The 21,502-nt window shown below is 51.3% G+C and carries 23 protein-coding genes and 2 tRNA genes; 17 read left to right on the top strand and 8 right to left on the bottom strand.

The genetic code is table 11. From position 1 onward, the window contains the following. Positions 1-107 precede the first annotated feature (107 nt). From CX650_RS08720 to CX650_RS08710, 3 genes are all read left to right on the top strand, one after another. Positions 108-183 (top strand) — tRNA-Gly (locus CX650_RS08720). A gap of 46 nt (positions 184-229) precedes the next feature. Next, positions 230-305: transfer RNA gene (locus CX650_RS08715), tRNA-Gly, on the top strand. Between the two features lie 198 nt (positions 306-503). After that, positions 504-959 carry a ferritin family protein gene (locus CX650_RS08710; RefSeq protein ID WP_039035507.1) on the top strand — a complete coding sequence of 152 codons (456 nt, stop codon included), beginning with the start codon at positions 504-506 and terminating at the stop codon, positions 957-959. Positions 960-1,091: 132 nt separating this feature from the next. On the opposite strand, the gene CX650_RS20020 is transcribed toward CX650_RS08710, so the two are convergent. Continuing rightward, entirely contained in the window at positions 1,092-1,268 is a 177-nt protein-coding gene (locus CX650_RS20020; protein ID WP_157823008.1) for a hypothetical protein, read from the bottom strand. A gap of 111 nt (positions 1,269-1,379) precedes the next feature. Here CX650_RS20020 and CX650_RS08705 point away from each other — a divergent pair, with 111 nt between their 5' ends. From CX650_RS08705 to CX650_RS08640, 14 genes are all read left to right on the top strand, one after another. Then, complete coding sequence (locus tag CX650_RS08705; RefSeq protein WP_101095581.1) at positions 1,380-2,864, top strand: NAD(P)H-hydrate dehydratase; 1,485 nt, start codon at positions 1,380-1,382, stop codon at positions 2,862-2,864. 38 nt (positions 2,865-2,902) lie between these two features. Further along, on the top strand, positions 2,903-3,385 hold the full coding sequence (gene tsaE / locus CX650_RS08700) for a tRNA (adenosine(37)-N6)-threonylcarbamoyltransferase complex ATPase subunit type 1 TsaE (RefSeq protein WP_039035509.1): 483 nt from the start codon (positions 2,903-2,905) through the stop codon (positions 3,383-3,385). Further along, complete coding sequence (locus CX650_RS08695) at positions 3,372-4,697, top strand: N-acetylmuramoyl-L-alanine amidase (RefSeq protein ID WP_101095580.1); 1,326 nt, start codon at positions 3,372-3,374, stop codon at positions 4,695-4,697. The genes tsaE and CX650_RS08695 overlap by 14 nt, the downstream gene beginning before the upstream one ends. Before the next feature lie 7 nt (positions 4,698-4,704). Then, the gene (mutL, locus tag CX650_RS08690; RefSeq protein ID WP_101095579.1) at positions 4,705-6,567 is read left to right on the top strand and encodes a DNA mismatch repair endonuclease MutL; all 1,863 of its coding nucleotides are present in this window, start codon (positions 4,705-4,707) and stop codon (positions 6,565-6,567) included. A gap of 28 nt (positions 6,568-6,595) precedes the next feature. Further along, positions 6,596-7,486 carry a tRNA (adenosine(37)-N6)-dimethylallyltransferase MiaA gene (miaA, locus tag CX650_RS08685; RefSeq protein ID WP_264184755.1) on the top strand — a complete coding sequence of 297 codons (891 nt, stop codon included), beginning with the start codon at positions 6,596-6,598 and terminating at the stop codon, positions 7,484-7,486. Positions 7,487-7,572: 86 nt separating this feature from the next. Next, complete coding sequence (gene hfq, locus CX650_RS08680; protein WP_039035513.1) at positions 7,573-7,848, top strand: RNA chaperone Hfq; 276 nt, start codon at positions 7,573-7,575, stop codon at positions 7,846-7,848. Between the two features lie 20 nt (positions 7,849-7,868). Further along, the gene (hflX, locus tag CX650_RS08675) at positions 7,869-9,176 is read left to right on the top strand and encodes a ribosome rescue GTPase HflX (protein ID WP_101095577.1); all 1,308 of its coding nucleotides are present in this window, start codon (positions 7,869-7,871) and stop codon (positions 9,174-9,176) included. Between the two features lie 35 nt (positions 9,177-9,211). Further along, positions 9,212-10,351: an FtsH protease activity modulator HflK gene (gene hflK / locus CX650_RS08670; RefSeq protein ID WP_101057415.1), complete on the top strand. Its 1,140-nt coding sequence runs from the start codon at positions 9,212-9,214 to the stop codon at positions 10,349-10,351. A 3-nt stretch (positions 10,352-10,354) separates the two neighbouring features. After that, a complete protein-coding gene (gene hflC / locus CX650_RS08665; RefSeq protein WP_039035516.1) occupies positions 10,355-11,278 on the top strand; it encodes a protease modulator HflC in 924 nt (307 codons plus the stop codon). Positions 11,279-11,656: 378 nt separating this feature from the next. Further along, on the top strand, positions 11,657-12,247 hold the full coding sequence (gene petA / locus CX650_RS08660; protein ID WP_039035517.1) for a ubiquinol-cytochrome c reductase iron-sulfur subunit: 591 nt from the start codon (positions 11,657-11,659) through the stop codon (positions 12,245-12,247). Continuing rightward, positions 12,247-13,464, top strand: coding sequence for a cytochrome b (locus tag CX650_RS08655; protein WP_025011323.1), 1,218 nt, complete (start codon positions 12,247-12,249; stop codon positions 13,462-13,464). Before petA ends, CX650_RS08655 begins: the two co-directional genes overlap by 1 nt. Next, a complete protein-coding gene (locus CX650_RS08650) occupies positions 13,461-14,195 on the top strand; it encodes a cytochrome c1 (protein ID WP_101057417.1) in 735 nt (244 codons plus the stop codon). Before CX650_RS08655 ends, CX650_RS08650 begins: the two co-directional genes overlap by 4 nt. A gap of 95 nt (positions 14,196-14,290) precedes the next feature. Next, positions 14,291-14,920, top strand: a complete 630-nt coding sequence (gene sspA, locus CX650_RS08645; protein WP_039035519.1) for a stringent starvation protein SspA — start codon at positions 14,291-14,293, stop codon at positions 14,918-14,920. Beyond that, positions 14,920-15,372 carry a ClpXP protease specificity-enhancing factor gene (locus tag CX650_RS08640; protein ID WP_101095576.1) on the top strand — a complete coding sequence of 151 codons (453 nt, stop codon included), beginning with the start codon at positions 14,920-14,922 and terminating at the stop codon, positions 15,370-15,372. The genes sspA and CX650_RS08640 overlap by 1 nt, the downstream gene beginning before the upstream one ends. 44 nt (positions 15,373-15,416) lie before the next feature. On the opposite strand, the gene CX650_RS08635 is transcribed toward CX650_RS08640, so the two are convergent. The 7 genes from CX650_RS08635 to CX650_RS08605 all read right to left on the bottom strand — a co-directional run bounded on the left by CX650_RS08635 (position 15,417) and on the right by CX650_RS08605 (position 21,491). Further along, positions 15,417-16,547 (bottom strand): GGDEF domain-containing protein, encoded by a 1,131-nt coding sequence (locus CX650_RS08635; RefSeq protein ID WP_101095575.1) that lies wholly within the window; start codon positions 16,545-16,547, stop codon positions 15,417-15,419. 122 nt (positions 16,548-16,669) lie between these two features. Next, entirely contained in the window at positions 16,670-17,308 is a 639-nt protein-coding gene (locus tag CX650_RS08630; RefSeq protein WP_208622111.1) for an NAD(P)H-binding protein, read from the bottom strand. 58 nt (positions 17,309-17,366) lie between these two features. Beyond that, on the bottom strand, positions 17,367-18,458 hold the full coding sequence (locus CX650_RS08625; RefSeq protein WP_025011317.1) for an alpha/beta hydrolase: 1,092 nt from the start codon (positions 18,456-18,458) through the stop codon (positions 17,367-17,369). A gap of 7 nt (positions 18,459-18,465) precedes the next feature. After that, on the bottom strand, positions 18,466-19,125 hold the full coding sequence (locus tag CX650_RS08620) for a carboxymuconolactone decarboxylase family protein (protein WP_071239094.1): 660 nt from the start codon (positions 19,123-19,125) through the stop codon (positions 18,466-18,468). A 101-nt stretch (positions 19,126-19,226) separates the two neighbouring features. Continuing rightward, positions 19,227-19,730, bottom strand: coding sequence for a (R)-mandelonitrile lyase (locus CX650_RS08615; protein ID WP_101095573.1), 504 nt, complete (start codon positions 19,728-19,730; stop codon positions 19,227-19,229). A gap of 4 nt (positions 19,731-19,734) precedes the next feature. After that, entirely contained in the window at positions 19,735-20,130 is a 396-nt protein-coding gene (locus CX650_RS08610; protein WP_101095598.1) for a cyclophilin-like fold protein, read from the bottom strand. Positions 20,131-20,270: 140 nt separating this feature from the next. Beyond that, positions 20,271-21,491: an MFS transporter gene (locus CX650_RS08605; protein WP_101095572.1), complete on the bottom strand. Its 1,221-nt coding sequence runs from the start codon at positions 21,489-21,491 to the stop codon at positions 20,271-20,273. Between the last annotated feature and the right edge of the window lie 11 nt (positions 21,492-21,502).

Below are 21,502 nucleotides of genomic sequence, written 5' to 3'. Positions count from 1 at the left end.
CTTTAAATGTGGAAGCATTATTGCAATGCGACATTAGCTCAGTTGATAAAACAGAAGGTCGGTACCTTTGTTGATTGTCAATTTAGATGATGAAGCAGATAAGTGATGCGACATTAGCTCAGTTGGTAGAGCGGTACCTTGCCAAGGTACAGGTCATCGGTTCGAACCCGATATGTCGCTCCAAATTCCAGACGCTCACAGTCTTTAAATGTGTAAGCATTATTGCGATGCGACATTAGCTCAGTTGGTAGAGCGGTACCTTGCCAAGGTACAGGTCATCGGTTCGAACCCGATATGTCGCTCCAATCTTTATTTCCCCCTCAAAATCCTTAAAAAGTGCTTTTCGTGATCTGCCGCAGGTTTCTTGCGTTTTGTCTAATATAGCGACATTTGTAAGCACTGATTTATGACCTTGTTCAAATATTCCCACCTTTTTTACTTCCATAATGTCTCCATACCGAATTGAATTGTGCCGTTGACGGCAGAAGAATGGAGATAGGCAGATGCGTATTCAACAGTTACGTGAACTCCTTGAATTTATAGCGAAATGTCGTCTTGATATGGCTCAGCTCTATCATAGATTACACACTCAGGCCGACTCATCCAGGGTCAAACTAATGCTGGAATATTTTGAACAGCATCAGAAACATATTGCTGAAACTCTTGAAAACTATATCGATGATGCGCCAAACAAGATCCTCGATACCTGGTACAAAGACATTGTGTTTGAGGACTTCGGCAAGCGCTGCCGCGATACCATGCTGGCGGCCAATATGACAGAAGATGATGTGCTGAATCTGCATCTGGATCTGGAAAACCGCTTGATTGCCTTACTGGAAAAAACTGCCGGTTCGTCGGCTTCGGCCGAGGTGAAAGGGGCATTGGAAGACTTGGTGCGGGTCGAGAAGATCCAGCAGCAACGACTGGTGCACAGTACTATACGTATGGACGATATTTAACTTCTCCCAGACTTGGCGGATCTGCTTGGGTCTGCCGTTAGTTCTGCCCGGCCCAGACCGGGCTTTTTCATTTTTATCAACTTGTTCTGATTCAAGTCATAAATACTCACTGACTTTACTGCTAGTGTGTTATCAATTATCACAGTCTTCATGCTGATTTTTTATCGGTAGCGTCAGCGTCCGAAAGATGCCGACGGCGACCAATAAGGCGCAGAGAGCCAGGAGCCAGAACCAGGGAAATACCCAGTTAAAGGGTAATCCCAGCAGTAATACGCAGAGTATTAAAATAAGCAGTGTCAGTAGCATCATTCCTGTGCTTCCCTCCGGCATCCTTTGCCACAGCATAAGTTTAGTGAGCGAGTGTTTTTTTCGAGTTAACAAGTCATCAGTATCTGTCAGTCAGGAGATAGGAGAATCGATATGGCCCAGGATTTGTCAGATATGCCCCGTCAGCTGTATAGCGCCAAGGCCGTGCGCCAAGCCGAGTTGGACTGGGTGGCGGCCGGGCAGGGCAGTCTCTACGAGTTGGTTGAGCGGGCCGGGAAAGCCGCCTTTGAGGCATTGGCGGTCAAATTGACCCCTGGCAGCCGGGTGCTGGTCATCGCCGGGCAGGGAAACAATGGCGCCGATGCCTTGGTTTGTTTGCGCTGGTTATTGAACTCGGGTTTCAATGCCAGTCTGTTTATCTTTCCCGCCAGTCAGCCCAGCACTGAGTGGGAGCAAGCCTGGAATAAGTTGCAGCAATCCGTGCCGGAGGTGGCTCAGGTATCAGAGGTAACCGCTGCCGAATACGATTGGATAGTGGACGGCTTGTTGGGAACCGGTCTCAAGGGGGATGTCCGGCCGGAAGCCGCCGACATGATAGCCCAGATAAATACGACAAGGGCCAAGGTGCTGAGTCTGGATTTGCCTTCCGGTATAGATGCAGATACCGGCGCAGCCCTTGGGGCGGCAGTCGAAGCCGAGCAGACACTCTGCTTTGCGGCCCTTAAGCAAGGGCTGCTGACCGGCAGAGCCAGGCACTGCTGCGGCGAGCTGCATTTTGTTGACTTGGGACTAAGTGATTATCTGCCGCCTTCGGATGTGGTCAGAGTCGGCACTGAGTACCTCAAGGGGCTTTTCGATGCCCGCCCAAGGGACAGTCACAAGGGCAAGTCGGGCAAGGTTACTGTTATAGGCGGCGATTATGGTATGGGAGGGGCCGTCAGGCTGGCGGGTGAAGCCTGTCTCAGGGCCGGTGCCGGTTTGGTGACTGTGGTGAGCCGGCCGGAGCATCAACTTACGGTCAATGCCAACAGGCCGGAACTTATGTTCTGGGGCTGTGAACTGGTGGATATGGAGGTTTATCTGCGCCTTGGCTGGGCACAGGTACTGGTGTTGGGGCCTGGGCTTGGCCGCGCCGACTGGGGATATAATCTGTTCAAGGCGGTCAGTCTTAGCGATAAGCCCTGCGTGCTGGATGCGGATGCACTCAATCTCTTGAGCCAGGAGAAACGCTCCCAGGACAATCGGGTTTTGACTCCTCATCCGGGGGAAGCCGCCAGGTTGCTGGCAACGGATATTGCTGATATCGAAGCCGACAGGTTTGCAGCGGTTAGAAAGCTGCAGGCTCAATATGGCGGTGTGGTACTGCTCAAGGGCGCGGGTACTCTCATTTATGATGGTAAACAGCTGTTTGTTGCCCCAGTGGGGAATCCCGGGCTCGCCAGCGGTGGGTGCGGCGACGTGTTATCTGGTATAATCGGCGCGCTGATGGCTCAGGGACTGGACAACACCCGCGCGACTGTGGCAGGGGTGATAGTTCACGGCGGCGCAGCCGACCTTGCTGCCCGTGACGGGGAGAGAGGCATGCTTGCCAGCGATCTTATGCCCTGGATCCGCCATCTGGTAAACACTGACTTGTAAGCTTAACGGGCCAATGTAAGGCGTGGATCCACACTTAAATGACTATCGAACACAGCTTGACTCTGCAATTGGCAGATGAGACTCAAACTGTCGCCTTAGGGCGGCAATTGGCGGCCTTGATCAGTGCGCCGTTGACCATTTATCTGACCGGAGAACTGGGTGCCGGCAAAACGACTTTCAGTCGTGGCTTAATTCAGGCCTTGGGTCATCAAGGTGCAGTTAAGAGTCCGACCTATACACTCGTGGAACCTTATGAGCTTGAAGGAATCGAAGTATATCATTTTGACCTTTATCGACTCAGCGACCCCGAAGAACTGGAGTTTATGGGGATCCGGGATTACTTCAACGAGCGCAGCCTTTGCATTATTGAATGGCCGGAACAGGGGATGGGATGCTTGCCCGCTGCCGATATACATCTGCATATCAAATATGCTAATACTGGTCGCGAAATTTCTCTGCAAGCCGATTCCGACAAGGGTAAGGTGCTATTAAGAAAAATAACAAGCAATGGTAAAGACTAATAACATCTTATTTAAACTGACTTTTTTTATTATCTGTTGGGTAATGGCGGCGCCGACTTTGGCGGCCAATAAACTCGACGGAGTGCGTATTTGGGCGGCGCCCGAGTCGACTCGGGTAGTTTTTGACTTAAGTCAGGCGCCTGACTATAGCTATTTCACGCTGAGCAACCCTGACAGACTTGTGGTGGATCTGAAAAAGAGCACCAATGGCGTCAAGCTGGAAAAAGTTGAAAACAACAGCCCCTTGGTCAAAAAGGTGCGTTTGAGCCAACCGCCGGAGAAAGGCACGCTGCGGCTAGTCATAGATCTCAAACGGGCCGCCAAGGCTAATCTGTTCTCTCTGCCTCCAACCGCACCATACGGCAATCGTTTGGTGGTGGACCTTGATGACAAGAGCACTTCGGCCAAAGCCAGGCTGACCCCGACAGCCACTGAAGCGGTGCGGGATGTGATTATCGCTATCGATGCCGGCCATGGTGGTGATGATCCAGGTTCCATCGGGCCTTCCGGTCTGTACGAGAAGAAGGTGTCATTGGCGATTGCCAAACGAGTGGAAAAGAAAATTAATGCGACTCCCGGACTTAAAGCCGTGATGATCCGTACCGGCGACTATTTTGTTAACCTGAACCGTCGCTCGGAACTGGCGCGTCAGAGTAAAGCCGATTTGCTGATCTCTATCCACGCCGATGCCTTTACCTCACCTCAGCCCAGAGGCGCCTCAGTGTGGGTGCTCTCCATGCGGCGGGCCAATACCGAGATCGGCCGTTGGCTGGAGCAGAAAGAGAAACATTCAGAGCTGCTCGGCGGTGCCGGTGAGATTATTCAAAATACCGATAATGAACAGTATCTGGCGATGACCTTGCTGGATATGTCGATGGATAGATCCATGGCGATGAGTCACACTGTGGCCAGCGATATTCTTTCTGGTTTGGGCAAGGTGACTAAACTGCACAAGCACAAGCCCGAGTCGGCGAGTCTGGCGGTGCTCAAATCGCCGGATATCCCGTCCATTCTGGTGGAAACAGGTTTTATCTCCAACCCTCAAGAAGAGAGGTTGCTCAGTAATGCCAACCATCAGGACAAACTGGCCAAGGCGATTCATAAAGGTGTACTCAAGTATTTTGAAGCCAATCCGCCGGCCGGAACCATGCTGGCCAAGCAGGGCGCGATTAAACACAAGGTTGTTAGAGGCGAATCTCTGTCGGTAATCGCCAATCGTTATGAGGTGTCGGTGGCCGATATCAAGAAAGCCAATAACTTGAAATCGGATGTAGTGCGTATAGGTCAGCAACTGGTTATCCCCAGAGCCTGAGGAAGAGATGGCAATTCAGATATTACCCCCACAACTGGCTAACCAGATTGCGGCGGGCGAAGTGGTAGAGAGGCCGGCCTCCGTCGTTAAGGAGCTGGTGGAAAACAGCCTGGATGCCGGTGCAACCCGGGTCGATATTGAAATCGATAAGGGCGGTGCCAAGCTTATTCGAATTCAGGACAACGGCGCTGGTATCACTAAGGATGAACTGGCACTGGCACTGTCCCGTCATGCCACTTCCAAGGTGCATACACTGGACGATCTTGAAGCCATTCTCAGCTTTGGTTTTAGAGGTGAGGCGCTGGCCAGTATCAGTTCGGTTTCCCGCCTGACCCTGACATCCCGCACGGCCGAACAATCCGAGGCCTGGCTCGCCTATGCCGAAGGTGCTGATATGGGGGTCAAGATACTGCCTGCGGCCCATCCCGTGGGCACCAGTATTGAAGTGGTGGATCTCTTCTTCAATACTCCGGCGCGCAGACGTTTCCTCAAGAGTGACAAGACAGAGTTCACCCATATTGATGAGTGGCTGAAAAGGATTGCGTTGGCTCGGCCGGAAATTCACCTGACGCTGAAACACAATGGCAAACAGGTGCGCAACTATCGTCCGGCAGAGAATGAAGCCCAATATCTGCAAAGGCTGGCTCAGGTCTGTGGTCGTCCGTTTGCCGAGCAAGCGTTGAGGGTGGAATGTCAGCATGATGACATGCGTCTGAGTGGCTACCTGCAGTCACCCTGGCAAGTTGAGCCTTGTGATACTCACTATTTTTATGTCAATGGCCGTTTGGTTAGAGACCGTTTGGTGAACCATGCAGTCAGGCAGGCCTTTGCCGGTTTGGCCGAGTTGGAACAGCCCGGTTATGTGTTGATGCTGGAGCTGGACCCCCATCAGGTAGATGTCAATGTGCACCCTGCTAAGCATGAGGTGCGTTTCCATCAGGCCAGATATGTGCACGATTATATCCTGCAGGCCTTGAGCTCTGCTCTGCAGCAAGCACAGCAACTGCCGGTCGATGACGTTAATCCGCATTTAAGCCAAACAGATTATGCTGCGCCCATTGATGTGAGCTCAGACGCCGCTGCCACAAGCTTCAACCAAGGTGGGATGATAGATGGCAGCCGTGCCGAGCCGCGTTTTCGCGAGCCCGAGCCAAGTGGCGGCAGCGCTGGATATCAAAGCCAATATGGCGATAGAGCTCCTTTAAGCGGTAAGGCATCGGGTTCATATTCTGGTGCCGGTCCCCGTCAGGGAGCCGCAGCCCCCTCCAGGTCGGCCATCAGTAGTTATGGCGCCTTGTTGGCGACGCCTGGCGTGGTTAATGAAACCAGTCCTGAAGCAAATGTGGCCGTGATGCCGCCCCTGCTGGATGGCGAGCACTGGGTGTTGGTCGAGAATGAGCAGCTTAAACTGCTAAAGGTGAAAGCTGCTGCCAAGCGATTGAGATATAATGAGATTGTCGCCCGCTTTCCTACCGGGTTGACCGGTCAGCCATTGTTGATGCCGGTCGCTGTTGATGCCGATCCGGAATGGCCGGCATTGCTGGAGGAAAGGGAGACTCTGCTGAGGCAATTGGGGCTGGATCTCAGTATTCGTCATTCACAGTTGATAATCAAAAAAGTGCCCCCATATCTGAGGGACACGCAGCTGGCTAGCTTGATCCCTGAACTGCTGCAATGGCTCAGATTTGAGCCACCCCAGGAAGCGGCCTTGGCCAATTGGCTGGCACAGAGCAGCTTGAGTAGCTTTGTTTCGGCACCATTGATATGGCAGGGGATCTCTGCATTGGACGAGCAAGCTCGGCAAGAAATTTTACAGCTGGCTAAGGTATTGCCTTGGCAGCAATGGTTGGAAGAAGAAGGCAGTGAGTAAGGCGAAACAGTCAAGAGTGCTGACATTGATGGGGCCGACCGCCTCAGGAAAAACAGCGTTGGCGCTGGAACTCGCCGAACATCATAACTGCGAGATCATCTCGGTAGATTCGGCTCTTATCTATCGGGGAATGGATATAGGTACCGCCAAACCCAGCGTGGAAGAGTTGGCTCGCGGGCCGCATAGGCTGATAGATATCCGTGATCCCAGCGAAAGCTATTCAGCTGCTGATTTTCGCAGCGATTGTCTGCAGGAAATTGAGCAGATCGTCAATATGGGAAAAACCCCGCTTTTGGTGGGTGGCACCATGTTGTATTTTAAAGCATTATTGCAAGGCTTATCGCCACTTCCCAGTGCCGATGAGGCGATAAGGGCCCAGATACAGCAAGAAGCCGAGCAACTGGGCTGGCAAGTGCTGCATCAGAAATTGGCGCGGATTGACCCGGTTTCGGCCGCACGCATTCACCCCAATGACCCACAACGTCTTGGACGGGCACTGGAGGTGTATCGTATCAGCGGTAAGAGTTTGACCGAATTGACTCAGGCTAAATCGCCTGAGCTTCCCTATGATGTGGTGCAGTTTGCTATTGCGCCACAGGAGCGTAAAACGCTGCATGGGTTGATAGAGACAAGATTTATGCAGATGCTGCAGGCTGGATTCACTGATGAAGTGGCCAAGCTGAAGCAAAGGGGCGATCTACACCTGGATATGCCCTCGATGCGCTGTGTTGGATATCGCCAGTGTTGGCAATATCTGGAGGGTGAATTTGACCATGATACTATGGTCGAAAAAGCCGTCGCTGCTACTAGGCAATTGGCAAAGCGTCAATTAACATGGTTGCGAGGATGGCCGGAGTTGAATTGGCTGGAGAGTGGGGCGCAAGGGAATTTAGTTCAGCTTATGCGTTACTGCCGCTAGCTTAATAGCCCTAGCTGTATAATACTCAAACCGAACAAGAAAGCTTTTTGTTAGTACTATATAAATTAAAAAAAGGAAATAAAAACATGGCTAAGGGGCAATCTTTACAAGACCCATTCCTGAACGCACTACGCCGTGAGCGCGTTCCTGTTTCCATCTACCTGGTCAACGGTATCAAGTTGCAGGGACAGGTGGAATCTTTTGACCAGTTCGTTATCTTGCTGAAAAACACGGTTAGCCAGATGGTATATAAGCATGCCATTTCAACTGTTGTGCCTTCTCGTCCATTTAATGTGAGCAATCATCAGGGCGGTGGTCAGCAGAACTATAACTCGCAGCACGATGATAGCAGCGAACAGTAATAAGTTAAGGAGTTCACTTCTTGTTTGATCGCTATGAGGCGGGAGAAACTGCAGTACTTGTTCATATCGACTTTTCCGATGAAGACAGTCGGGAAGACCTTCTTGAATTGCAACTCTTGGTCGAGTCGGCCGGGGCGCGTTCGGTAGGGGTGATAACAGGAAGCCGTCGGGCGCCTGACCGCAAGTTTTTCTTGGGGACAGGAAAGGCGGAAGAACTGGCAGCTTTGGTAGCTGCGACCGAGGCAAATGTGGTGATTTTCAACCACGCATTGAGTCCTGCACAGGAAAGAAATCTTGAAATTCTGTGCCAATGCCGGGTGTTGGATAGAACCACACTTATTCTCGATATTTTTGCTCAGCGGGCCCGTACCCATGAGGGCAAGTTACAGGTGGAGCTAGCGCAGTTGCGCCACATGTCGACTCGCCTGGTGCGGGGCTGGACTCACCTTGAACGCCAAAAGGGCGGGATAGGTTTGCGCGGCCCCGGTGAAACCCAGCTGGAAACTGACCGGCGATTGCTGCGGGGGCGGATCAAGTCCATCAATCGCCGTTTGGAGAAAGTGGACAAACAGCGGGAACAAAGCCGTCGTGCCAGGAAGCGAAGCGACCTGGCTACTGTGTCACTGGTTGGTTATACCAACGCAGGTAAGTCCACTCTATTCAACGCTTTGACAACATCTGAGGTGTATGCCGCCGATCAGTTGTTTGCGACTCTGGATCCAACGCTTCGTAAGCTGGAGTTGGACAACGGCGCCGTCTTTTTAGCCGACACTGTGGGGTTTATTCGTCATTTGCCCCATGAACTGGTAGCGGCGTTTAAGGCGACATTACAGGAAACCCGTCAGGCCGATCTCCTGCTGCATGTGGTGGACTGCGCCGACGACAATATGAATGACAACTTTGAGCAGGTGCAAGAAGTGCTCAAAGAGATTGAGGCCGATGATATTCCGCAGCTTCTGGTCTGCAACAAGATAGATCTGTTGGAAGAGATAGGCCCCAAAATAGATTTCGACCCTGAAGGCCGACCATACAGAGTGTGGATCTCGGCACAACAAGGGTTGGGGTTGGATCTTCTCAAGCAGGCGGTGGATCAACTGACCGCAGCTACCATAGTTGAGCTTAGCTTGAGAATACCGGCAACAGCCGGGCATTATCTTGGCCAGTTTTATCGACTGGATGCGATACAGCAGAAAGAGTATGACGACCTGGGGAACTGTATCTTGTCTGTTCGTTTACCACAGCCGGACTGGCATCGGCTGGTTAAGCAGAGTCAAGGTGAGTTGGAAACCTTTATCCTCGAACCCGAGATTGATAAAGTAGTTTGTTAATAATCTCGTTTATTCATCCACTTATGGAGAGTTAAATGGCTTGGAACGAGCCCGGTAACAAGGGTAATGATCCTTGGGGAAACAAAGGTGGCAACGACAAGGGGCCACCGGATCTGGACGATGTATTTCGCAATCTGGCCAAACGCTTTGGCGGCAAGGGCAACGGTGGTTCAGGCTTCAGCATGGGAACACTGGCCATAGTTGCAGGTATTGCCCTGGCAGTATGGGGTTTTTCCGGTTTCTACACTATCAAGGAAGCGGAGCAGGGCGTAGTGCTGCGTTTCGGTGAACACGTCGGCGAAGTTGGTCCTGGCTTACACTGGAAAGCCACCTTTATCGATACGGTTTTACCGGTAGATGTTGCATCGGTGCGCTCTATTCCCGCTTCAGGCAGCATGCTGACCGCCGATGAAAATATGGTCGTGGTCGAGCTTGATGTGCAGTATAAGGTGAAAGATGCCTACCAGTATCTGTTTAGTGCCGTTGATGCTAACTCGAGCCTGCGTGAAGCCACCGACAGTGCGTTGCGTTATGTCATAGGTCATTCAAAGATGAATGATATTTTGACAACCGGGCGTGCCAAGGTACGTGATGACACCCGCGCCGAGATTGAACGTATCATTGCACCTTACAATCTGGGATTGCAGATTGAAGACGTTAACTTCCTGCCGGCCAGACCGCCGGAAGAAGTGAAAGATGCCTTTGATGACGCAATTTCAGCACAGGAAGACGAGCACACCTATATCCGTCAGGCCGAAGCTTATCAGCTGGAAATCGAACCTAAGGCCCGTGGTCAGGTGGAACGTATCAGCCAGGATGCCCGCGCTTATAAAGAGCGTGTTGTTCAGGATGCAGAAGGTGCTGTAGCCAAGTTCAACAAGCTGCTGCCTGAATATAAGCTGGCCCCAGAGGTTACTCGTGATCGTCTCTATATCGATGCAATGCAGCAGGTGTTCAGTGATACCAACAAGGTACTGATAGATGCCAAAAATAACGGCAACCTGATGTATCTGCCGCTGGATAAGCTGATGTCTCAGGAAGATAAGCCTAAACCTAAAGCGGAGCAGGAACCCGAGCAGCATGTGGATGCCGTCAGCAGCCAAAGAAATACCAATAACAGCAGCTTCAACGGACGCATGTCCCGCGAAGAGCGTATCCGTCAGGGGAGGGAGTAAACCATGAGCAGATTTGTACTCATTATTATTGCCCTGCTGGCGATTGTTGGTGTGTCTTCATTGATGGTAGTCAATGAAGGGGAACGAGCTATAGTTTCCCGCTTTGGTGAAGTGTTGAAAGACAATGTTGACGGTAAGATGGTGCCCCGAGTTTATGGCCCGGGTCTCAACGTTAAGATCCCGCTGATCGACAAAGTCCGTTATATGGATGCCCGTATCCAGACCCTGGATGGCGCCGCCGACCGCTTTGTGACCTCTGAGAAGAAAGACCTGATGGTGGATTCTTATGTCAAGTGGCGTATCAAGGACTTTGAAAAATACTATCTGGCAACAGAAGGTGGCAACAAGTCCAAGGCAGAGTCGTTGCTGCAGCGCAAGATCAACAGTGACCTGCGTACCGAGTTCGGTAAACTGACCATCAAGCAGATTGTTTCCGGCACCAGCGAAGGCAGCACAAACTTGGCCGAGAGCAGTAGCCGTGATGACCTGATGCGTATTACTCTGGAAAATGCTGCCAAGAGTGCCGAAGGTCTGGGTATAGAAGTGGTCGATGTCAGGGTGAAACAGATAAACCTGCCATCCAACGTCAGCCACAGTATCTTCCAACGGATGCGTGCCGAGCGTCAGGCGGTAGCCAAAAAACACAGGGCTGAAGGTAAGGAAGCGGCCGAGAGAATTCGCGCCATGACCGACGCCAACGTGGTGGTGACTCTGGCCAATGCTCGTCGTGAAGCGGAAAACATTCGTGGTGAAGGTGACGCCATTGCCGCCAAGATTTACGCTGATGCTTATACCAAGGATCCTGAGTTCTTTAGTTTCCTGCGCAGCCTGGAAGCCTATAAGGCTAGTTTTGCCGGTAAATCAGACATTATGGTGCTGGAGCCGGACAGCGAATTCTTCAAATACATGAAGCAAAAAGGCAAGTAACAGTGTTGCTTGAAAGACCCGGACTGGTTCCGGGTCTTTTTTTATCTTTTTCTCAGCTTGATGCGAAAGTCACAGAATTATAAGTATTAATGTGTAAACCAAGAATATATTGTTAATAGTCAAATGGTTATGATTTAGCTTTAGTTAAATTACTTTCGAGATGCTGGTGTTTTGCAGCCTAAATCCGCTGTTTTTTTAACCCAGGCGGCTAAAAAACTGTAATCTCCTTAACCAACTTATGTCTTTTGACTATGATCTGCTTCTAATTTTTCGCTATAATGAGCCCCGCCTCAAAATTCGGCTTTTCCCTTTAGTGAGAACTAAGAGGCCTAAAGTCTTGAAAAACAAAAATTCCAACACCCTCTGGGAGATAAGTGGATGAGCAATGCGCCAGTCGATACCGGACGTCGCAGATTCCTGACAGCTGCAACCGCCGTAGTGGGCGGTGCTGGTGCCGTCGCTGTAGCGGTTCCCTTTATAAAGTCATGGAATCCGAGTGCCAAAGCGAAAGCTGCAGGTGCACCGGTAGAAGTAAATATCAGTAAGCTAGAGCCAGGTCAGCTGATCCGTGTGGAATGGCGTGGCAAGCCCGTATGGATTGTCCGCCGTACCGAGGAAGTTCTTAATGAGCTCCCCACCCACGATGACAGATTGCGGGATCCGGCTTCTGACGAACTACAGCAGCCTGATTACGCCCAAAATGGCGTACGTTCTATTAAGCCTGAGTACTTTATTGCCGTAGGTATTTGTACTCACCTGGGTTGTTCACCTACTTACCTGCCAGACTCTTTTGCAGAGCAGGTTGAAGGTGTGACTTCAGGTTTCTTCTGTCCATGTCACGGTTCCAAGTTCGATATGGCCGGTCGCGTCTTCCAGGGCGTACCTGCTCCACTGAACCTGGTGATTCCCCCACATCAATACATTGATGATGGTAACGTGCTCATCGGCGTAGACCAGGGAGCTGCATAATGGTTAAGAATATAATTGACTGGATCGATGCGCGTATCCCTATGACGGCAACTTATAACCGCCATGTTGGTCAGTACGCCACCCCCAAGAATTTTAACTTCTGGTATTTCTTCGGCTCTCTGGCACTGTTGGTTCTGGTAAACCAGCTGCTGACCGGTATCTGGCTGACCATGAACTATGTGCCTACCGCCGAAGGCGCATTTGCCTCCATCGAATACATCATGCGTGATGTCGAGTACGGTTGGTTGCTGCGTTACATGCACTCCACCGGGGCTTCGGCCTTCTTTGTGGTGGTTTACCTGCACATGTTCCGTGGCCTGCTCTACGGTTCTTACCAAAAGCCTCGTGAACTGCTGTGGCTGTTTGGTATGTTGATCTTCCTGGTACTGATGGCCGAGGCCTTTATGGGTTATCTGCTGCCATGGGGCCAGATGTCCTACTGGGGCGCTCAGGTAATTATCTCACTGTTCGGTGCTATTCCGGTTATCGGTGATGACTTGACCCTGTGGATCCGTGGTGACTATGTGATCTCAGGTGCAACCCTGAACCGCTTCTTCGCTCTGCACGTTATCGCGTTGCCTCTGGTACTCGTGGTACTGGTATTCCTGCACCTGATTGCGCTGCATGAAGTGGGTTCCAACAACCCGGATGGTATCGAAATTAAGAAGAACAAAGATGAAAATGGCTGGCCTGTTGATGGCATCCCATTCCATCCTTACTTCACTGTAAAAGATATCATGGGTGTTGCCGGCTTCCTGATTGTCTTCTGCTACGTGCTGTTCTTTATGCCTGAAGGTGGTGGTTACTTCCTCGAGAAGCCTAACTTCGAAGCTGCTAACCCAATGAAGACGCCTGAGCATATTGCGCCTGTATGGTACTTCACTCCGTTCTACGCCATCTTGCGGGCCGTACCGGACAAGCTGGGTGGTGTAGTTATGATGGGTCTGGCGATTGCCGTACTCTTTGTGTTGCCATGGCTGGATCGCTGTAAGGTCAAGTCGGTTCGCTACCGCAGCATGATTCACAAGCTGAACATTGCTCAGTTTGCCGTGTCCTTTATCGTCCTGGGTTACCTGGGTGCGGTACCTGCGACACCAACACTGACCATTGTTGCCCGAATCTTTACTTTCACTTACTTCGGTTTCTTCCTGCTGTTGTTCATCTACAGCAAGAGTGAAAAGACCAAGCCAGTACCAGAAAGGGTGACATTCAAATGAAAAAGTTATTGATTGCTTTGGTTGCCTTTGTGCCTGGTATGGTGTCTGCCGCCAGTGGTCACAATGTGCACCTGGAAGATGCCAATATTGATCTGACAGATAAAGAGTCGCTGCGTCGTGGTGTAGAGTTGTTTCAAGACAACTGTGCCGGTTGTCACAGCACTCAATATCAGCGCTACCAACGTGTCGCCGAAGATCTGGATATTCCTGTCGATGAGATGCGCAAGCTGATCCACACAGATGCCAAGATCGGCGAGCTGATGGAAAACTCGATTGAAACCAAAGATGCGGCCAAGTGGTTCGGTGCCGCGCCACCGGACCTGACTCTGGTAGCCCGTGTCCGTGGTGAAGATTGGGTATATTCCTACCTCAAAGGGTTCTACAAAGACCCAAGTCGTCCTTTTGGCGTGAACAACACAGTGTTCCCGTCAGTCGGTATGCCGCATGTGCTGGAAGGCCTGCAAGGCATCGCAACTCCAGTTATTGAAACTGAAGTTGTTGATGGCAAAGAAGTTACTAAGGTTAAAGGTGTGAATCCAGCTGAAGGTGGCAGTCTGTCCGCGGAAGAGTACGATCAGGTTGTTCGCGACCTTACCGGTTTTCTGGTTTACTCGGCTGAGCCGGTTAAACTGGAGCGCGAAAACCTGGGTAAATGGGTACTCGGCTTCCTGTTCATATTCTTTGTGATCGCATACCTGCTCAAGAAAGAATATTGGAAGGATGTACACTAACCCTTAGAAAGGGGTAGAATATATTATCCGCATAATGTAAACGGGGGGCATTGCCCCTCGTTTACATTTGTTTTTTTCAATTCCGGAGGGTATCAATGGCTGTTGCTGCCAATAAACGCTCTATCATGACCCTGTTCTCAGGTGCCGATGATCTCTATAGCCATCAGGTTCGCATCGTATTGGCTGAAAAAGGGGTAACTGTTGATGTGTTGCAGGTAGATCCCAATGATATGCCAGAGGATCTGCTGGAACTCAACCCTTACAACTCAGTGCCAACTCTGGTCGACCGTGAACTGGTGTTATACGAAAGCCGTATTATCATGGAGTATCTGGACGAGCGCTTCCCGCACCCGCCGCTGATGCCCGTTTACCCAGTTTCCCGTGGTCAAAGCCGTCTGATGATGCATCGCATCGATACAGACTGGTATTGCCTGGTTGATCGCATCCGTAAGGGTGACCGCGCCGATGCGGCCCGTAAAGAGTTGCAGGAAAGCCTGCTGTCTATCGCGCCTGTGTTTGCCGAAATGCCTTACTTCATGAGTGAAGAGTTCGGTTTGGCCGATTGTTATCTTGGCCCCTTGTTGTGGCGCCTGCCAGTGCTGGGTATCGAACTGGATAACCGCACAGGTAAAGACATCAAAGCCTATATGAACCGTATTTTCGAGCGTGAGTCCTTTAAGGCCTCTCTGACCGAAGCCGAGCGCGAAATGCGCATGGGTATCTGATGAAAGATTTGACCCCAAGTCGTCCATATTTGCTTAGAGCTTACTATGAGTGGCTGATGGATAATCAGCTGACTCCACATCTGGTAGTGGATGCCACTATGCCGGATACTCAGGTACCGCTGCAGTATGTTAAGGATGGTCAAATTGTACTGAATGTCGCCGGCAGTGCTGTCGGTGGCCTGAAGCTCGGTAACGAGTTTGTTGAGTTCAATGCCCGTTTCGGTGGTGTACCACAGCAGGTGCTGCTGCCTATGGCTTCTATTGTTGCCATCTATGCCCGTGAAAATGGTGCCGGCACAGTATTCGATATGGAAGACGCCTATCTGCTTGAAGAGGGTGAAGAATCACTGCTGAATGTGGTTGAAGAGGTTGAACAGCCACGGACTGAAGCCGAAACTGAACCTACAGCAGACAAGCCCAAACGGCGTGGCCACCTGACTTTGGTTAAATAAAGCCGGGTTGACGCTTCAGCTAAAGCATTGCAAAAAGCCAGTCACTATGACTGGCTTTTTCTTTTCAGTGGCTGCAATACCGCGCCTGCCAGCTCCACTCGGTTACGACCATTTATCTTGGCCTGATACAGAGCCTTGTCAGCCTGCTTGAGTGCCTCGCTTGCACTATCTCCAGGATCGAGAGTTGCCAGGCCAACAGAAGCTGTCAGTTGTATGTAATGGCTTTGATATTCCAGGCCTTGTTGTCTGAGGGACTCAAGGAGTTGCTCGCCTCTTTGCTGCAGGGCCTGAGTCCCGGGTTCATCCAGCCTCAGCAGCAAGGCAAACTCTTCCCCGCCTATTCTGGCCAGTCGCTCCTGAGGCTTGAGCGCTTTCTTGAGCAGCTTACTGACATGAATAAGGGCGACATCGCCGGCATCATGGCCAAAGTTATCGTTTATCTTCTTGAAGAAATCCAGATCCAACAGGGCAAGTACCCAGCAGCCCGGCTGCTCTCTTTGCAGTGCGACTTGGCGCATGAATGCGCGGCGGTTGAGCAATCCGGTCAAGGTGTCTGTGTCGGCCTGATGTTGCAGTACCAGCTCGGTGCGCTCGGCATACATTTCGCTGATCAGCAGTATGGCGCAGGAGCTGATAATACATGAGCAGATCACCAAGGCCTTTAAAATGGCCAGAGTGTGTGTAGAAAGCAGGGCGATATCAGGGTGGGATGGCCAGCCGTGCAGCTCAAAGAAGCTGAACAACCCCAGATTGGCTAACATCAGGATCAGGATGGAACGCCATTCACGGATCTCAAACAGTACAACCAACATGATGGCAAACAGCAGGTAATAGCTGTGGATTTTGATACTGGTACCTTGGGCCGTCATTAAAGCTGTGGCGGCATCGGCCATCAACAGCAGCATTAAACACCACCTGGCGGCAAAGAACTTTCCCTTGTAGTTGAGCAGTAACACCAGAGGCAGCAGGGCAACAAAGGGTAGCTGATTCAAGCCGGAAAGAATAAAGCCTTGGTTACCGCTGATGTAAAAACCCAAAATAAACAGCAATATAGTTGTTACGGAAACCAGTACGCCCAAGTTGACCTGAATGACTTTGCGCTCCCGGGTCTTGATGGCACATCTATCACACCCCAGCATCAGCAAAAAATTCAGCAACCTGGTCATATTGGGCATAGGCAAAGCACTTTTATAAGCCACTCGAAATATCAGCTTAATTCAAACCCCGTTGTTGAACCAGCCTTGGCGACAGATAGCAGCGGATTGCCGGTGAAGTTTGGCGGAAAGACCAATGTCTTTCAGCGGTAAGCGGCAGGCATCTCGCCCTCTGTGCCACTTTGGCTTATTCCCAGATTACAGCGGCTATAGAGGCTAGGATTCTTGGCCAAAATGGCAATAAATCTACCCAAGCTGGCGCGGGAAGTTTCGGTCCCCAGAAAGCACTCGCCTTTTTGAGTAAGTTGAAACTCTTCTATCGGTTTATCGGTTAACCAGACGGGGCGCAGTATGGTGTAGTCGAGTGATGAAGCTTCGATAACATTGGCACTTCTGAGGTTAACAGGCCGGGTGAAACCCACCATACTCTTGTCCCTGCTATTGAAGGGTTCAGGAAGTTCTTCATAGATACCGCCGGCATTGAGTGCAACGAGGCGCTGCACCTGAGCATTTTCCATGGCGTGCACCAGATTTCGGGTCTTGCGGTCCAAATCCATTCCACCCATGGTGTTTATCACCAGATCGATTCCGGGCAATGCCGAGACCAGGTCATCGACTTTGTTGGCATCCCCCTCAACCAGCCGAACTCTGTCATTGTAGAGGTGTTGCAGTCGTTCAGATCTTCGAAGAAAAAGCGTCAGTTGCACTTCCTTTATCTCCAACAAACGCGGCAAGATGGCTTGCGCCGAACGGCCATTGGCACCGATTAACAAAATGTGCATCAACAAACTCCATTAAAGATGAAGGCTGGACAGAGGAGAGCCTCTGTCCGCTTGAAAGTTATAAATACTCACCGAAGAATGCGTTCAACTTATCGAAGGGGATCCGCTCCAATTGGTCATAGAGGTCAACATGGTTGGCGTCTTCGATAATCAGCAGCTCCTTGGGAGAGGCGGCTTCAGCGAAAGCTGTTTCACTAAAATAGCGGGAATGCGCCTTCTCACCGTGGATCAACAAAATAGGCCTGGGAGAGATTTCGGCGATATGAGTCAGCAGAGGTTGATTCATAAATGACATAGGGTTGGTGATGGTCCAGGAAGCATTGGAGTTGATGGCCCTTGGGTGAAAACCACGCGAGGTCTTGTAGTAATCGGCGTATTCCTGCACAAACCGGGGTTCACCTCCCTTAAGTTCCAGAGAGATTGGGCCATAGCCGGGTGAGCCATTTTCGGCATCCAACCAGCGCTGTTGGCTCAACTGGCCCAGAATTTCTTTGCGCTGCTCATGAGTCATGCTGTCGTTGTAGCCCTTGGACATGACCCGGGACATGTCATACATGGTGCTGGTTACCACGGCCTTGATGCGTTGATCCACTGCGGCAGCGTTCAGTGCCATGCCACCCCAGCCACATATGCCGATAATGCCAATTCGTTGGCGATCCACCTGGCTTTGCAAGCCGAGAAAATCCACGGCGGCACTGAAATCTTCGGTATTGATATCCGGGGATGCGACGTTCCTGGGTTCTCCACCACTTTCACCTGTATAGGAGGGGTCAAACGCCAATGTGGCAAAGCCGTATTCGGCCATCTTTTGGGCGTATAGGCCTGATGATTGTTCTTTCACCGCGCCGAAGGGGCCACTTATTGCGATTGCGGCCAGCTTGCCCTGCCTTGCTTTTGGCAGGTAGAAGTCGGCGGCCAGGGTGATGCCGTAGCGATTTTTAAAGGTGACTTTTTGATGTTCGACCTTGTCACTCTTGCTGAAGGTCTTGTCCCAACTGTCACTGAGCTTCAATTCAGACTCGGCCAATGCCGGAGTGGGGATGGTGGTTGCAATGGTCATGGCGATACCGGCTCCTGTCATTTTCAATAGTTCACGACGCCCATTATCGAGCGTCTCAGAGGGGGATTTTGCTGTGTCTAGGTTGTTCATGCTGGTGTTACTCTTGGTTGTAGGGCTGGTGCTCCAGGTGCTGGTTCAGCGCGGTTTGCGCGCGCTCGGCGCTGGCTTGATTCACCAGTTGCTTCAAGCCGGTGATCACAGATGTGAGTTGCTCAGGTGTTAGTCCCAGATTCATGGCAATGGCTATGTGGGCCTGAAGTTGGGGTTCAGCGCCAGGCAAAACCGCCAACATGGCCAGCGTTGCGATTTCCCTGTCATGCCAGCTCAGGTTATCGCGGCTGAAAATATCACCGAATAAATGGGTCTTGAGAAACTCATCAATGGCCGGTGCAAAGTCAAACAGAGGGCCTTGGACAACGCCTCCAGCCAGTTGTGTCTGGTTGGCTGTACCCGTTGAGAGTAACGCATCACCTTTGGGGAGCGGATGACTGGGCAACTTGCCAATTTCATCTGTCACGCCGCGAGCCTTGCGTGTCTCTACTACTGACATAAGAGTTCCCAGCGCATTGAGGCTACGGGGAAAGCCGGCGTAGGCATAAACCTGTACCAGTATTTCCTTGGTATCGTTGATGGTGAGTCCGGCATCCAGTCCCTGTTCCAGGGCGGTATCCAGCTTGGCCAAGTTACCTTCGGCGGCAAAAGCCGCAATAGGTACTATCGCTTGCTGTCTTGAGGTTAAAGGCTCTGGTTCTGTCATAGTGGGTGTCCTCGATTGGAACGTATGGGGTGTTTGTCCGGCAGTCTGAAATATTGGGATGCAAAGACACAGTATCAGCGGCCAATAACTAATCCCGGGTTTCATGGGTGCTTCCCTGTCTTGTCTGCTTGATCCTGTCCCAGATACTGTTCATCGCTGACCTTTTCCAGCCAACTGACATTACGGCCTTCATTGTCTTGACCTGTGACCACAAGATGTGTCATCGCAGTCTTGGGAGCTGCGCCATGCCAGTGCTTTATGCCTGCAGGGCACCAGATCACATCGCCTGGCTTTATCTGTTGTCGAGGTTTGCCCCATTCCTGTGTGTAGCCTACGCCCTGAGTCACAATAATTTGTTGGCCTTTGGGATGGATATGCCAGGCTGTGCGGGTACCAGGCTCAAAGGTGACATAGGCTGCAGATGCATTGATTTCATCGGTCGCAGGAAACAGAGGGTCGATACGTGCTGCACCAGTGAAAAATTGCTCTGGCCCGGCAATTGAAGAACGGGAACCTGATTCTGAGATACTTTGCTTGGGCTGAGCAGCCACATTTGGCAGCGAAATAAGCAATAATGTGCAAGTGAATATGAAGTTGAGTTTCATTGCTTTACTCCTTGTTAAAGTGAGACTTGAGTTGTTCGCTTTTGATCAGCCCTGCTTTTTCTATGCGAATTTTCTGCCTGCCTGAAAATTTCATCAGCTCTTTGCCAGTGTCTATCCGCCCTAGCGGGATCAAGCCTTGGGCGTAGCCGTGATCACGATAGAAAATGGCCAGATTCCCCCAAGGGGCGTAATAGGTGAGGTCGCCAACTTTGGCCGAATGTCCGCTGGGGACATCCAAGGTGGAGAGCTTTTTGGGTAAGTCCGCTATTTTCTCACTGGCGCCATAGTCGCTCAGTTCAAGTTCAAGGGGTAACAAGGCAAGAAAATCCCGGCTGGCAGAGTTGTCTTCCAGGCTCGCGACCAGGGTTTTGCCGTCCAGTAACAGAGTTATGCTGTGCATGATTTTTGTCTCCTCAATCTGAGTGGGTAACTGGTCTTGAGCCAGAGACATTTGTCCTCCAAGGAAAGGCAGGACAAACATAAATGCCTTGGTTTTCTTTAAACAGGCTAAATTGGTCAAAGGCCTTGTCCATGTCATCGTCAGACCCTATCCTTTTGGCTTTTCGGGGGTTCGTAGCCTTGTGTTACCCCGACCAAAGCTGTGGATAGCAACAGCAGCAGGGCGCTGATACCAAAACAGAGTTGGTGGCCACCAATGTCGAATAACACACCTCCCAAGGTAGAACCCAAGGCGATAGAGAGCTGAATGACTGCGACCATCAGGCCACCGGCTGTTTCGGCCGATTGCGGAATAGTCCGTGGCACCCAGGCCCACCAACCCACAGGGGCGGCTGTGGCGATAAGTCCCCAGAGGAGTAACAACACAATCACCAAGATCAATTGAGTGCCAAAGAACGCCAAACCGATTGCGCTGACGGCCATCAACAAGGGCATGATTTTCAGCGTCAGATAAAATTGTCGTTTCAGAGCCCCATTGATAAGGCTGGTGCCTATGAGCCCGGCCAGGCCTATGAGCAACAGGATCAGTGATAATGGCTTTACAGCCACTTGTGTGACGCTTTCCAGAAAGGGGCGAACATAAGTGAATAGGGTAAACTGCCCCATAAACAAACTGGCAATCGCCAGCATACCGGCCAGCACTACTGGAGTGCGTAACAAGCCCAGTACCGCAAAAGTGCCGCGGATCCTCGCTGAACGCTCTCTAACCGGCATGGACGGCAGGCTAAGCCATTGCCAAATCAGGGTGATGACAGCTATTGGCAATAAACAGAGAAAGGCGCCACGCCAACCAAGCATTGAGCCCAGATAAGCGCCGAGAGGGGCTGCCAAAATCATCGCCAAGGCGTTCCCGCCATTGAAGATGGCCAGCGCCTTGGGGACTTGTTCACTCGGTACCAAGCGCATGGCAATAGCCGCCGACATGGACCAGAATCCACCTATGACGACACCGATCAGTGCCCGGCCCAGCAAGTAACTGGCATAGCTATCGGACAGACCTATGATGAGGCCGGAAATCCCCATCAGACCTGTCAGTCCAAGAAGCAGTGTTTTACGGTTTACCTTACCGGCCAGTACCGGGATAAGTAAGCTGGTCACCACGGCCAATATGCCGGAAATGGCTATCCCTTGGCCGGCCATTCCTTCGGTTATCTGCAGGGATGAGGCTATAGGAGTCAACAGGCTGACCGGCATAAATTCAGACGCAATTAGGACGAAGACACATAACGACATGGCAAAGACACCACTCCAGCAGGCGGTATCTTCAGTGGTTGGAAGCGGATCTGTAACTGAATGGCTCATAGATTGAGAAT

The organism is Shewanella indica (assembly GCF_002836975.1).
GTDB lineage: Bacteria > Pseudomonadota > Gammaproteobacteria > Enterobacterales > Shewanellaceae > Shewanella > Shewanella indica.
This window is presented reverse-complemented; position numbering and strand designations above follow the sequence as displayed.

Coding starts and splice junctions, on each gene's coding strand:
- CX650_RS08705 (WP_101095581.1), top strand. CDS start 1,380: ATGGCCCAGGATTTGTCAGATATGCCCCGTCAGCTGTATAGCGCCAAG.
- hfq (WP_039035513.1), top strand. CDS start 7,573: ATGGCTAAGGGGCAATCTTTACAAGACCCATTCCTGAACGCACTACGC.
- hflC (WP_039035516.1), top strand. CDS start 10,355: ATGAGCAGATTTGTACTCATTATTATTGCCCTGCTGGCGATTGTTGGT.
- CX650_RS08620 (WP_071239094.1), bottom strand. CDS start 19,125: ATGACAGAACCAGAGCCTTTAACCTCAAGACAGCAAGCGATAGTACCT.
- CX650_RS08640 (WP_101095576.1), top strand. CDS start 14,920: ATGAAAGATTTGACCCCAAGTCGTCCATATTTGCTTAGAGCTTACTAT.
- CX650_RS08625 (WP_025011317.1), bottom strand. CDS start 18,458: ATGAACAACCTAGACACAGCAAAATCCCCCTCTGAGACGCTCGATAAT.
- sspA (WP_039035519.1), top strand. CDS start 14,291: ATGGCTGTTGCTGCCAATAAACGCTCTATCATGACCCTGTTCTCAGGT.
- mutL (WP_101095579.1), top strand. CDS start 4,705: ATGGCAATTCAGATATTACCCCCACAACTGGCTAACCAGATTGCGGCG.
- CX650_RS08635 (WP_101095575.1), bottom strand. CDS start 16,547: ATGCCCAATATGACCAGGTTGCTGAATTTTTTGCTGATGCTGGGGTGT.
- CX650_RS08630 (WP_208622111.1), bottom strand. CDS start 17,308: ATGCACATTTTGTTAATCGGTGCCAATGGCCGTTCGGCGCAAGCCATC.
- hflK (WP_101057415.1), top strand. CDS start 9,212: ATGGCTTGGAACGAGCCCGGTAACAAGGGTAATGATCCTTGGGGAAAC.
- CX650_RS08610 (WP_101095598.1), bottom strand. CDS start 20,130: ATGCACAGCATAACTCTGTTACTGGACGGCAAAACCCTGGTCGCGAGC.
- CX650_RS08710 (WP_039035507.1), top strand. CDS start 504: ATGCGTATTCAACAGTTACGTGAACTCCTTGAATTTATAGCGAAATGT.
- miaA (WP_264184755.1), top strand. CDS start 6,596: ATGGGGCCGACCGCCTCAGGAAAAACAGCGTTGGCGCTGGAACTCGCC.
- petA (WP_039035517.1), top strand. CDS start 11,657: ATGAGCAATGCGCCAGTCGATACCGGACGTCGCAGATTCCTGACAGCT.
- CX650_RS20020 (WP_157823008.1), bottom strand. CDS start 1,268: ATGATGCTACTGACACTGCTTATTTTAATACTCTGCGTATTACTGCTG.
- CX650_RS08615 (WP_101095573.1), bottom strand. CDS start 19,730: ATGAAACTCAACTTCATATTCACTTGCACATTATTGCTTATTTCGCTG.
- CX650_RS08650 (WP_101057417.1), top strand. CDS start 13,461: ATGAAAAAGTTATTGATTGCTTTGGTTGCCTTTGTGCCTGGTATGGTG.
- tsaE (WP_039035509.1), top strand. CDS start 2,903: ATGACTATCGAACACAGCTTGACTCTGCAATTGGCAGATGAGACTCAA.
- CX650_RS08655 (WP_025011323.1), top strand. CDS start 12,247: ATGGTTAAGAATATAATTGACTGGATCGATGCGCGTATCCCTATGACG.
- CX650_RS08695 (WP_101095580.1), top strand. CDS start 3,372: ATGGTAAAGACTAATAACATCTTATTTAAACTGACTTTTTTTATTATC.
- CX650_RS08605 (WP_101095572.1), bottom strand. CDS start 21,491: ATGAGCCATTCAGTTACAGATCCGCTTCCAACCACTGAAGATACCGCC.